Below are 12,091 nucleotides of genomic sequence, written 5' to 3' on the forward strand. Positions count from 1 at the left end.
GATACTTTTTCCCTTTCATCAATTTATACATCAATAATAATTGAAACATCAAAAGTTGGGTAAATGTAAAATGTAATAGCAGTACACTGTTCGGAAAAGGGGGCCTTGGCCAGGATGGAATTTAGAAAAGGTATGCTTGTTTACAATGGAAATGCCGGGCAAAAAAATATAGAAAAGTCGCTGGCAGCCTGTGTTCCGATTTTGTCTGCAGAACTGGATTCACTGGTTCTGCTGCCAACCAAAAGGGAAGGGCATGCAAGGGAGCTTTGCAGGGAATATGGATCTGAAGTGGATGTTGTTTTCATCCTGGGCGGAGACGGGACGGTACACGAATGCATCAATGGATTGGCGCCGCTCGAGACCCGGCCGGCCATTGGCATATTGCCTGGAGGTACTTGCAATGATTTTTCAAGAACATTGAACATCCCCCAGAATATCCGCAATGCGGCGCTTAGCATGGTTGCAGGAGAAATGAAGCCGGTTGACGTCATGCAGGCAAACGAGGATTATTTTCTCAATTTCTGGGGCATCGGCCTGGTGGCGGAAGCTTCGGAAAATATTAAGGCAACAGAAAAAAAACTGTTCGGGCGGATCAGCTACTTCCTGAGTACCTTGAGGACGATTAAGGAAATGGAGCCATTCCATGCGTCTCTTATTGTTGATGGGACGGAGATAGAGGAGGATGCTGTCATGATTCTCCTGGCCAATGGCCATTATATAGGGACCAATGAACTGCCTTTCAGGAATCTCGATTATAATGACGGGCTGGCTGATATATTTATTGTGAAAGATGCCAATCTTGCTTTAATGAAAGAAGCACTTACAGAAGACAGCATAGAAGACAACGAGAACATCCTTCATTATAAAGGGAAGGAAATACAAGTAAGGGCAGACAAGAGGATGGAGGCAGATATGGATGGAGAGGTGTATTCGGCGACTCCCTGCCAGATCCGCGTCCATCAGGCACATGTGCAAATGATAAAGCCAGGGCAGCTCTAAGGGCTGTCCTGGCTTATGGTTGTATCAGAAGGCTCGTTCAGCGCTCCTATTTCTTTCAGGATAAAATAAAAACCGCCTGCCGATACAATGGTAAAGCCCCAGTTCAGGATCTGCCTCAGCACGATTCCCTGGTCAAAGGCATCAACGCCGTATTTTCCAATGAGCCAGACCTTAATGGAGGCGAGAAGAATGAACTTCAGAGCAAAGCCCGCGGTAATCAGGCTGAAGATCATCAAGGATTTGCTTTTAAAGAAAACCTCCTTCATGCTGCCTCTGTCTTTTCCCTGTAATTCCATAAAATCGAGAGTGAAATAGAGGAAGACTGGCTTTTTCAGCACAATTGTCAACAAAAACAGGCAGCCCAGCACATAAGAGTAAATCACATTATTCCAAAGAAGCTGAAGGGCTGACCCGGCAAGCACATCGATCATGGTGCCGATCACCAGGTTAGATAGAAGGAAGAGGCCGAATAAATTGACCTTTTTCAGCTGAAAGAAGCGGTACAGTGTATAGATGATGCCAGGTACAGATGACAGGATCATTGCCAAGTAATCACCGAGCATGTCCCGGCCGTAGTTCCAAACAACAAGAGGGAGCACAACATAAAAAAGAATGTCGAGCACCATTGAATTTTTCTGCATTTATTTTGTTCCTGCCTTTACAAAAGATTTCCTGTCATAAATATTCCCCATAAAAACAAGAACTCCTTTATTTTCTTATAGGAGTATGCAAAAAAAGAGCCGCCGGGCTCTTTTTTTATGCTATGAAAGCTTTCAGCATCCAGATTTTCTTTTCCAGATCTTCAATCAGTCCGATAGCAAGGTCTTCTGTGACCGGGTCGTTTTCTTCCTCGGCGAGTCCTGTCAATTCTTTTAGTTCCTTGCTGATCATGCTGTAGTCTGATATAAGGGAAGCGACCATCTCTTCTGCTGTTTCTTCGCTGCCGTTATCTGCGATGGACGCCTGCTCAAGGAATTGGCTCATGGCAGCAATCGGCTTTCCTCCTGCTGCCAATGTCCGTTCTGCAATTGTATCTACATTCGCCGCCGCTTCATTATAAAGCTCTTCGAATTTCCCGTGCAGGGTGAAAAATGCCGGTCCTTTTACAAACCAGTGAAAACGGTGAAGTTTTGTGTAAAGGACGCTCCAGTTGGCAATTTGTTTATTCAGGCTGTTTGTCAAAGTCATAAATATTCCTCCTCGTTTTGTCTGTAGTTATATTATATCAAATATCACTTTATAATCAATACTTATTTATAATTATTATAAATAAAAAATATGTATAAAAAAACGGCCATCCAGGGGCCGTTTTCGATCAGACAGTTTTTTTCTTTTTGCGCATAACCAGATAGATGATATACACGATGACGATCAGGGCGCCGCCTACGAGTGTAAGCATCCCGAAGTTCTCTTCAATGAATGGACGCGCCTGGGCGCCAAGCACCATAATAAGGGCAGCTTCAAGAAAGAAGCGGGCTCCTCTGCCTATGATGGACCAGATGACGAGGGTCCGGAGCCGCACTGTTGTAATGCCGGCAAATATGGTGAACACTTTATAAGGAATTGGGGTAAAGCCTGCGATAAGGATGGCTACTGGCCCGTATTTATTGAAATAGTTCTCGACTTTCTGGATTCTTTCTTCGGAGATGATGAACCGCAAAACAGGGCGGCCCAGTTTTTTTCCAATGAACCATCCGAGAATGGCGCCCAGGACGGATGCCACGGTTGTAATGAACGCATACCAGATGACGCGGTCCGGATTGGAAATGCCCATTGGGATTAAAAGTACATCCGGAGGGATAGGGAAGAAGGATGAGTCGGCAAAGGATACAAAAAACAATCCAAAGATACCATACTCCATAAGCCATTCTTCAATCGTGTGAATCAGTTCTGACATAACGGATCTCCTTTAGCAGCTTCGTTAAATATCCTCAAGCCCCCTTGCACAGAGCTGAAGGACAGCACACGAGAAGTATATCATTTACTGTCTGCCAAGTCATGCAGGAGTCCGGTAATTACATTAATTTTCATAAACAGGCAAGGGAGCTTTACCGCTGGCCGGCTGATCCGGCTTTTCTTGTAGTGGTCAAGAATAATAGGGTATACAGCTGCCTTGCAAGAAGATAAATGAATGCCCCGATCAGGATGGCGAACAGGTCGAGCCAGAGCCCATTCTGGTATCTTTCAGGCTGCTTGAACCAGTCAAGGGATGTCAATCCCGAGATAAAAGCAGCCGGGACGAGGATGACCACCCAGGGGCTCTGCAGCCACTTCACTTTATAAGCCTGTGACACAGCTTCATACAATATCTCTGCGATCCCTGCCAGGAAGAACACAAGCATATAAGTGGTAAAAAGGTAGCCTGGTTCCAGGCCGAACTCATACTGCGGGTTATAATACACCATAGCCTCGTATGATAGGAGATGAAGGGCAGCCGTCAAAAAAATCGTGCTGAAGAGGAACCTGACTATTTTATAAAAAGGAAAAACGGCCTTCTTCAGCTCAGAGCTGATACTTTTTTCATTCCCGAAGCATCTGATAGCTTCCCCGGCTGCTTCTTCCTCGGACCAGCCGAAGGCCATCAGCTCTTTTGCATGCTCTTCAAGATGGGAGGTCATCTCAAGCCTCAGTTCTTCCCGTTCAGCATTGTCCATCGGCAGCCCATCAATGATATTATCAATATATTGATCGATTATCTTCATGAGTAGCCCTCCGAAAATTTGTGGATCAAATCACTGATCTTGTTCCAGTTTTTGAGCTTTTTGCGCAATTCTTTGCGGCCGTCTTCAGTGATGCTGTAATACTTCCGCCTGCTGGCTTCAAGCTCCTGATGCCAGTAGGAAGTGATAAATCCTTTTGCCTCCAGCCGCTTGAGAGCCGGATAGAGAGTTCCTTCATTCATGCTGTATGCTTCATCGCTTTTTTTGCGGATTTCCTTTGTCATTTCATATCCATAGCTATCTTTTTCAGAAAGAAGGGATAATAAAAGTATATCGATGCTTCCTTTTAAAAGTTCTTTATCCACAAAGTGTACCCCCAGATTCATTTGTATACATTGTACTTCAATGTACATTGTATTACAAGGTAAAGGGCAAAGGGTGATGAAATCAGTTACAATGGGTATAGAGATAACCAAAGGAGTTTTTATATGGAATATCTACTTTTCTTATTGCTTGGCGGAGTGATCAGCGTCCTGTCCGGCTTCTTTGGAGTAGGAGGAGGATTCATCCTGACGCCTGTACTGCTATTGATCGGGTTTGCGCCTCTTGAGGCGATTGCCACCAGTCTTTTTTTCTCGATTGGCACTTCTTTGTCAGGGATCGGCGCCCATTTCCGCCTGAAAAATATACTATGGAAGGAAGGCGCAATACTTGGGGTGAGCGGTATGCTTGCCACCCAGGCTGCCAAGCCGCTGGTGCTGTTACTGAGTGAAAAGGGGCTTGATGCAACCGTTATACCGGCATGCTATATTGTATTGCTTTCCTATTTCGCGTTCACCATGTTCCGTCAGGGCAAAAAGTCAAATGAACAGTCCCATGAGGGCAGGCCATCCCTTGCGCGAATGCTGCTGATCGGATTTTCAGGCGGTTTTGTTTCGGCAGCTTTAGGTGTTGGGGGAGGATTCATCATGGTTCCCCTGTCGATTGCCTTCCTGGGATTGCAGCCGAGAAAGGCAGTAGGGACAAGCCTGTTTGCAGTCCTGCTGATTGTAAGCACTGGATTCCTATCGTATGCATCTGCTGTGGAGATCAGCTATCTGACTGCCATCCTGCTTGTTGCCGGCGGCCTTGTCGGATCACAGGCTGGCGCATGGCTGACCAATTTTTATAAAAATAAGGACATCAGTCTGCTGCTTTCAGGATTGTATGTCGCGACTCTCCTAAGCGTCGTTTTCAAGCTGGTCCATCACAATCTGATCGGAATTGTCCTGCTAAGCCTTTTTATTGCTTACTTCTTTTTCCTGTCCCTGTCGAAGATCATCAGGAAGAAGGAAGCAGAAGCATAAAAGCAGGAGGGGGGAGGGCGTCTTGCCCTCCTCTTTTTTACATTTTCTTTGGCGACGCAATCCCAAGCAGCCTCAGTCCTTCCTCCATGACAAGAGAAGCAGCCCGGACAAGGCTGAGTCTTGTCTCAAGCCCCGGCGTATCATCCAGTATCCGGATCTGCCCATAATATTTATTGAAACTCTGTGCCACATTGATGATATATTTGGCAATCACTGAAGGCGAATAATGCTTATGGGCTTCTTCAATCTTCCCGGGAAAAAGGCTGAGCTGCTTGAGCAGATCCCAGCTGTATGGGTCGCTGAGCCCCTGCTCCATTTTGCCGGCTGTCCCGGCCTTTTGAAGGATGGAGTGTGCCCTGGCATTTGTGTACTGGATATAAGGACCGGTTTCACCTTCAAAGGTGAGCATCTCGTCCAATGAGAATTCGATATGGTTGAGGCGGTCGTTTTTTAAATCGTGAAAAAGGACAGCGCCGATGCCGACAGCGGCAGCAGTTTCTTCCTTCTGCTCATGCGAAGGATTTTTAAGGCAGATATTTTGATATGCCAGATCGACCGCTTCTTTCAAAACATCTTCGAGCAGGACAACTCTTCCTTTTCTCGTCGACATTTTCTTTCCGTCTTTCAGGTAGAGGCCGAAAGGTATATGATGCATATTATCTGCCCACTGGAAGCCAAGCTTATTCAGAACCAGCTTCAGCTGCCTGAAGTGAACTGACTGCTCCTGGCCGACGATGTACAGGCTTTCGGAAAAGTGATAGGTTTCTTGCCGGAAGATCGCAGCGGCCAGATCGCGGGTTGCATACAGGGTCGCTCCATCCGATTTCTTGATCAGGCAGGGAGGGAGGCCGTGTTCTTCCAAGTGAACCACCTCTGCTCCATGGGATTGGGCGAGGAGGTTTTGGGACTGGAGGAGCTCTACGGCTTTTTCCATTTTATCGTTGTAAAAGGCCTCTCCGTTATAGGAATCAAAAGAGATGCCCAAAAGATCATAGATCCGGTTGAACTCTTTCAATGATTCCTCCCTGAACCAGCTCCATAGCGCAAAAGCCTCTTCATTACCCTGTTCAAGCTTCCTGAACCAGCGGCGCGCTTCGTTTTCGAGATCAGGATCTTTCTCTGCCTCCTCATGGAAACGGATGTAAAGCTTAAACAGTTCAGCGATCGGATTTTCTTTTACGGTGCCGGGGCTGCCCCATTTTTTATAGGCGGTAATCAGCTTGCCGAATTGGGTTCCCCAATCGCCGAGATGGTTGATCCTGATGACTTCATAGCCGCATTTTTCAGCAATCAGGCTGATGCTGTTTCCGATGACTGTTGAACGCAGATGGCCCATTGAAAACGGCTTGGCGATATTGGGGGCTGAGAAATCGATAGTGATAGTCTTTCCTGTGCCGGTGGCGCTATTGCCGTAGAGGGAGCCGGCTTCAAGAAGGACCTGCAGGATCTTCAAGCCAACTTTCTCCTTCGAGAGAAAAATATTCAGGTACGGGCCATGTGCCTCTGCCCGGTCAATGAGGCTGTGCTGCAGCTTTCCAGCGGCTTCAGCAGCTATCACTGCAGGCGCCTGCTTCATTTTTTTTGCAAGGGTGAAGCAGGGAAATGCGAGGTCGCCGTGCGCCGTATTCTTTGGCACTTCAATCAAGCCGGCAAGCTCAGCAGCTGTGAGCCGGCCTTCAAACAGTTCCATAAGTGCTTCAGTAAAAATGGCTTTCAGTTTGATCATGGATCTTTCTCCTTCCAGTTGTTTTGATTGAACGCAAAAAAGCCCGCCTCTTATAAAAGAGACGAGCCTGTTATACCCGCGGTGCCACTCTGATTGTCCATAGGACCTCTTGAAATGATAACGGGGGATTTCCCCGGCAGGACCTACTTTGACTTTCGGCCCGGCATCTCCGAAGTGCGCTTCATAAAGGGGTCCCTGCAGGCTTTCACCATCCCTGCATCGCTTCAGGGGACGGCCCTTTACTACTCTCTTCATCATTGATTGAATATATCGCTGCGTTGAATATTAAACGTATTATAACCTATAGTATTAAAATTGCAAGACTATTGTGAATCGGAAGAAAACATATAGGTTTTATGATGGAAGCGGATGCTGAAGATCAAACCCATTGCAAACATATTGCCCATCAGCGAGCTTCCTCCATAGCTGATGAATGGAAGCGGAATCCCTGTGATCGGCAGCAGCTGTATGGTCATGCCGATGTTCTGGAACACATGAAAGGTGATCATACTGATGATCCCTGTACAAATATAAGTATTATATGGATCCTTGGTTTCCATGGCCGTCTTGGTCAAATGATAGATTAAGAGGAAAAAAAGGCTGATGACGACGCTTGCCCCAAGGAACCCATATTCCTCTCCGATGACACTGAAGATGAAATCGGAATGATTATCGGGAATATTGACCTGCCTGTCGCCGACTCCTTTTCCGGTAATAAGGCCGGAGCCAATCGCCTGGAGCGAGCGCAGCAGCTGGAGGCCGGCAGACTGCCCGTAGCTCTCGGGATCGAGCCACGAATAGATCCGGTCAAACTGGTAAGGATCGACCTTCAGATATTTTTCAATGATACTTGGCGCCCAGATAACCAGGTAAAGGATGCTGGCAGCAAGACCGATGCCTGTGCTGTAGATGGGCAGCAGAATCTTCCATGAAATCCCGGAGACAAAGATGATTCCGAGCATGATGGCAATGATGACGAGGGCAGTTCCCAAATCCTGAACAATAATGAGTCCGAGCGGCAAAGCGGTCACAGCACCAAGCTTGATCAGAAGATAAAAGTCGGTTTTCAGTGTTTTCTGGACAAATTTCTCGTGATGGGAGGCGATCAGCTTGCTGAGCGCCATGATCAGGAATACTTTAACAAACTCGGATGGCTGGATCGAACCGACGCCGGGGATGACAAACCAGCTTTTTGCCCCTTTGATTACAGGGGCGATACTGTCAGGGGCGAGAGCCAGCGCCACAAGCAGGAGTATGCCGAAAGCATAAAGAATCCAGGAAAGCTTCCTGAACTGGTCGCTGTCGAAATACATGGTCACACCCGCGATAAAGGCACCGACACCATACCAGAAAATCTGCATGAGCAAGAAATTTTTATCATATTGCTGCAAGGTTTGGGCGCTGTAAATCGCTGTACAGCTGACTATGGCAAATAACAGCAGCAGAAAGCTCAGCGTCCAGTCAAAACGGTCGGAAGGCTTAAGTGAACGATCCATTAAAAATACACCCTGTTTCATTTCAGTTTGGCCATTGTTTATATTTAAAGCTGTCCTGCTTCTGAGAGTATCTGCAGGATAGGCAAGTGGATTTTGGCGAAAGTCCGGATAATTTTATAAGCATGTAAAGATTGTCATTAATATAGACGTTTATGGCGGGTATATTGTTTCCTTAAAAGGGGAATTTTTCAATATCGATAGGAAAAATAGAGTATATAAGTTGATCAGGCTTTTCTGCTCCATCTGCTGATGCTTTATTGGAAATGGGTTAGTGCCGTTATTTTTACATTATACGGGTGACCATAAATTGGAAATAGTCTGCTGATTTATATTTTTATTAAAACTAAGAAATTTTCAATGTTTTTTGCTAAAATAGGGATATTGTATCCGGACGGGCATGGCAGCTGAAGCGTGAAGAATGGCTGTGCACTATAATTGATCAGAAGATGCTTAAAAACTTCGACAACTGTTCAGCCCCGCGCTCCATCGGCTCAGAAATCATCTTTTTTATTTTTATTCGGAGGTTCTGCTATTGAAAAAGAATCATAACAGCTCGCGTGATCTCATATATGTCCACTTAAACGAACAGGAAAATTATGTGATGTCTTACGGCATTGAATTTGAGGAATTTGCCCGTTCACTGTCAGATGTGATGGCCAATCTCCTGCTTTTGAAGCACAGGTTTGATGATGGTGAATTCAATATGCATACACTTCTGGAGTATGTTCCGTATGAAAAGCTGAATAAGCTGATTTCGGATGATGTCTACAACTATGGCGACTTCTGCTGGATCGATTTTGAGGAGCTGGAAGGGCTGAACGAGCTTCCTGGCCAGGCCATTGCAGAGCTATTGTATCTGGGACACCTGAAGGAGCACCTGAAAGCGCCATTTTATAACTATCTTGGCAACCGCTTTGTGTATCTGGCCCATGATGACGGCTGGTATAACAAGACCTATTACCGGGACATGGCCGATTTTTACCGCCTGCTGAGCCAGCTGATCCCCGAGAAGCTGAGCGAAATCAAGCCGGAAAAATCACTCCTCGGCCTGCGGAAGAAAGGTTCCTTCCCGCCGGTGCCGCAAGAGGCCATTTCCTACATGAAAGATATGATGAGGGAAGGGGCCGTCATCTCCATCAGACAAACCGATCAAAATCGTGCGCGGATTGAAATCCCCATCTGGGTAATCGGCGATTTTGCCAATATGGACGACATGTACGAAGAATACGAAAGCATCGCAAAAGAAAAATGCGAAGCCAAGCTCGTTTTTGATAAAAAAACACGAGAATGGAAGCTGTATGCGAGATGAGGAAAGCCCGGCAGAAGTGCCGGGCTTTTGTTTTTTTTGTGGAATCTTAATTTTGATGTAGAGGGTGCCAGTGAGCAGACTAAGACCCTCTAAAAGAGTTTTAACAAAACAGAGGGTGCCAGTGTCCGTTCACTCTTCTGCACCTCAAATCCCCCGTTAACCGAAAGATACCCGCACTCCGCCTCGCCCCTAATACCGCAATTTCAAAAGAACATCCCGGACCGCTTTATCCTCCATGATCGTATCTTTATATTTCTGTGTAATTTCGGTAAGGGCGACATCATGGTAGAAGAACTCAGCGAAAAATTTCACGAGCGGTCTTGAGCGGGTCGTGATGGCATTCCATTTGCCGGCTTCCATGCCGGCGAACAGCATTTCTTCTTCGTCGATGATGGCAATCCTGCTTCTTTCGAGTGTTTCGTGATGCTTATCCGGAATCAGGACCGAGACGGACGGAAGGCTTGTTTCGATTTTTCCGATAGTGTGGACATGGATGCTGACACCGGCTTCATGCTTTTGTTCAAGCACCTCCGTGTATTTCTGAAGATCATCACCCCAGGCAGAGATGATGATTTTTCTTTCCGCCCTGCCGAGCATTTCCTCCAGCAGGGAAAGGATGGAGTGATTATCCTTCAAGGTCCACACCCGGTCATCCGCGACAGGTTTTTTGACAGCTGCCTCCCGCAGCTCCTGGACGCTGGTTTCGAAGTCTGCTTTCAGCCTGCTGATCACCGATTCTACGGGAAGGGCGGTGTACAAGCGCTTTTTCTCTACGGTCGTTTCGAGGATGATGCCCTTCTCAGCCAGGCGGTGAAGCACTTCATACACCTTTGAGCGGGGGACGGCAGAGAGCTTGACGATCCCCGTGGCGTCCAGCGGCTGGTCCGCGGAAATAAGCGCCTGATAAATTTGGCTTTCATATTGGGTAAATCCGAATTGTTGCAGCATAATTGGACTCCTGAGTCAGTTTTTCCTTAATAATAGCATATCTTTTCCGCCAAATCGCACTGGGAAAAATAACACTTGCACCTTACTCTATAAAAAGTTACCATTGTGGTGGTAACTAATTGAGAGGTGTATAAAATGGATAAACGTGTATATCTTTTGACGATCGTTTCCTTTGTAGTGGGGATGGTCGAGCTTATTATAGGAGGAATCATTGATCTGGTTGCGGCCGATCTTCATGTCAGTATCGGAAAGGCCGGACTTTTGATCAGTGTGTTCTCGATTGTATATGCTGTCGCGGCCCCGATTCTGCTGACAGCGACCGGAGGCGTGGAAAGGAAGAAGCTGACGCTCATGGCCTTGCTCGTTTTCCTGGCAGGAAATATCCTGGCTTTCCTGAGTCCCAGTTATAGTATTCTTTTTCTCGCAAGGGTCGTATCCGCGGCAAGCGGATCTTTGCTTGTTGTGCTGTGCATCACGATCGCATCGAATATTGTGCAGGAAAAATACCGCGCACGGGCGATCGGCATCGTGTTTATGGGCGTAAGTGCTTCACTTGTTCTTGGCATTCCGGCGGGGCTTATGCTTGGTAATGAATTCGGCTGGAGGGCGCCGTTCCTGCTGATTGCAGTCCTGACATGTTTGTCGATAGCAGGGGTGTACTTTTTTATGGACCGTATTGAACCGAAAGCTGCTATATCCATCAGGCAGATGTTCACTGCGCTGAAGAACCGGAAAATCTTATTCGCCCAGCTGGCATCATTCTTATTTTTAGCAGGGCACCTGACGCTGTATGGATATTTGACACCTTTCCTAAAAACAGTACTCGGCATGGATGGAAACTGGGTAAGCATCATGTATCTGCTGTTCGGCCTTGCCGCGGTCGCCGGCGGCGGTGCAGGCGGATATCTCGCCGACCGCTTCGGGACAAAACCGACAATCCTGGCTATTATCGTGCTGTTTGCGGCTGCTCTGTTTTCAATTCCGCATACTGCTTTTTCCCTGCCGCTGTTCATTGCGGTCATGATTATCTGGAGCATGCTGAGCTGGGCAATCACACCGGCATTGCAAAGCTATTTGATAGAGTCTTCGCCGGAAACATCGGATATCCAGCAAAGCCTGAATAACTCAGCCCTGCACTTTGGGATTGCCTTTGGATCTCTGATCGGGGGCATAGTAATTGAACAGGCTTCAGTCGAGTGGAACGCTTCGGCAGGGGGAGTTTTCATCCTCTTCGCGCTTGGCGCTGCCGCTGTTTCGATGGCAGGATTGAAAAGCAGGCGGTCAGCAAGAAGCAGCAGTCCGACCGTCTAGCAAAAAGGGTCCGCCCGGTCTTCTTCCGGACGGCCCTTTTTCTGCTAGTTTTCAAGAAAAAATAGTGTATAATGGCGATAGCGGAAAATTTCATACATATGCAGAAACAGGTGTTTTTCTTTGAAAGACTTAAAAGGGAAGTTGGTGCAATTCCAACGCGGTCCCGCCACTGTAAATGGGAGCAAGCTGCAGAAGCCACTGTACGGACGTATGGGAAGGCGCAGCAAGCATTGACCATGAGCCAGGAGACCTGCCTGATTCTTATGCACCCATAAACCTACGAGGATAGGGAGGTG

General features: G+C 47.0%; 12 protein-coding genes, 1 riboswitch and 1 other annotated feature. Of the genes, 4 read left to right on the top strand and 8 right to left on the bottom strand.

From position 1 onward, the window contains the following. Positions 1-114: 114 nt before the first annotated feature. Positions 115-999: a diacylglycerol/lipid kinase family protein gene (locus LCM00_RS19495; protein ID WP_224905188.1), complete on the top strand. Its 885-nt coding sequence runs from the start codon at positions 115-117 to the stop codon at positions 997-999. Here the strand turns inward: LCM00_RS19495 and LCM00_RS19500 are convergent. The 5 genes from LCM00_RS19500 to LCM00_RS19520 all read right to left on the bottom strand — a co-directional run bounded on the left by LCM00_RS19500 (position 996) and on the right by LCM00_RS19520 (position 4,024). Further along, on the bottom strand, positions 996-1,640 hold the full coding sequence (locus LCM00_RS19500) for a VC0807 family protein (protein ID WP_224905190.1): 645 nt from the start codon (positions 1,638-1,640) through the stop codon (positions 996-998). The two genes, LCM00_RS19495 and LCM00_RS19500, sit on opposite strands and share 4 nt — an antisense overlap. A 115-nt stretch (positions 1,641-1,755) precedes the next feature. Next, complete coding sequence (locus LCM00_RS19505; RefSeq protein WP_224905192.1) at positions 1,756-2,187, bottom strand: Dps family protein; 432 nt, start codon at positions 2,185-2,187, stop codon at positions 1,756-1,758. A gap of 127 nt (positions 2,188-2,314) precedes the next feature. After that, positions 2,315-2,896, bottom strand: a complete 582-nt coding sequence (locus tag LCM00_RS19510) for a YqaA family protein (RefSeq protein ID WP_224905194.1) — start codon at positions 2,894-2,896, stop codon at positions 2,315-2,317. A 151-nt stretch (positions 2,897-3,047) separates the two neighbouring features. Beyond that, entirely contained in the window at positions 3,048-3,701 is a 654-nt protein-coding gene (locus LCM00_RS19515) for a permease prefix domain 1-containing protein (protein WP_224905196.1), read from the bottom strand. Then, positions 3,698-4,024 (bottom strand): PadR family transcriptional regulator, encoded by a 327-nt coding sequence (locus LCM00_RS19520; protein WP_224905198.1) that lies wholly within the window; start codon positions 4,022-4,024, stop codon positions 3,698-3,700. Before LCM00_RS19520 ends, LCM00_RS19515 begins: the two co-directional genes overlap by 4 nt. 123 nt (positions 4,025-4,147) lie before the next feature. On the opposite strand from LCM00_RS19520, the gene LCM00_RS19525 reads away from it, so the two are divergent. Further along, positions 4,148-5,005: a sulfite exporter TauE/SafE family protein gene (locus tag LCM00_RS19525; RefSeq protein ID WP_224905200.1), complete on the top strand. Its 858-nt coding sequence runs from the start codon at positions 4,148-4,150 to the stop codon at positions 5,003-5,005. A 37-nt stretch (positions 5,006-5,042) separates the two neighbouring features. Here the strand turns inward: LCM00_RS19525 and argS are convergent, their stop codons facing one another. After that, on the bottom strand, positions 5,043-6,728 hold the full coding sequence (gene argS, locus LCM00_RS19530) for an arginine--tRNA ligase (protein WP_404802181.1): 1,686 nt from the start codon (positions 6,726-6,728) through the stop codon (positions 5,043-5,045). Between the two features lie 57 nt (positions 6,729-6,785). Further along, positions 6,786-6,998 (bottom strand) — a binding site (T-box leader). Positions 6,999-7,054: 56 nt separating this feature from the next. Then, the gene (locus LCM00_RS19535; RefSeq protein WP_224905204.1) at positions 7,055-8,227 is read right to left on the bottom strand and encodes an FtsW/RodA/SpoVE family cell cycle protein; all 1,173 of its coding nucleotides are present in this window, start codon (positions 8,225-8,227) and stop codon (positions 7,055-7,057) included. A gap of 532 nt (positions 8,228-8,759) precedes the next feature. On the opposite strand from LCM00_RS19535, the gene LCM00_RS19540 reads away from it, so the two are divergent. After that, positions 8,760-9,536, top strand: a complete 777-nt coding sequence (locus LCM00_RS19540; RefSeq protein ID WP_224905206.1) for a hypothetical protein — start codon at positions 8,760-8,762, stop codon at positions 9,534-9,536. A 189-nt stretch (positions 9,537-9,725) separates the two neighbouring features. Here the strand turns inward: LCM00_RS19540 and LCM00_RS19545 are convergent, their stop codons facing one another. Continuing rightward, positions 9,726-10,484 (bottom strand): TrmB family transcriptional regulator, encoded by a 759-nt coding sequence (locus tag LCM00_RS19545; RefSeq protein WP_224905208.1) that lies wholly within the window; start codon positions 10,482-10,484, stop codon positions 9,726-9,728. Between the two features lie 135 nt (positions 10,485-10,619). Here LCM00_RS19545 and LCM00_RS19550 point away from each other — a divergent pair, with 135 nt between their 5' ends. After that, the gene (locus tag LCM00_RS19550) at positions 10,620-11,795 is read left to right on the top strand and encodes an MFS transporter (protein ID WP_224905210.1); all 1,176 of its coding nucleotides are present in this window, start codon (positions 10,620-10,622) and stop codon (positions 11,793-11,795) included. Positions 11,796-11,886: 91 nt separating this feature from the next. Next, positions 11,887-12,067, top strand: a riboswitch (cobalamin riboswitch). The last annotated feature ends 24 nt before the right edge of the window (positions 12,068-12,091 follow it).

Source organism: Bacillus infantis (assembly GCF_020171945.1).
Taxonomy (GTDB): domain Bacteria; phylum Bacillota; class Bacilli; order Bacillales; family Cytobacillaceae; genus Bacillus_AB; species Bacillus_AB infantis_A.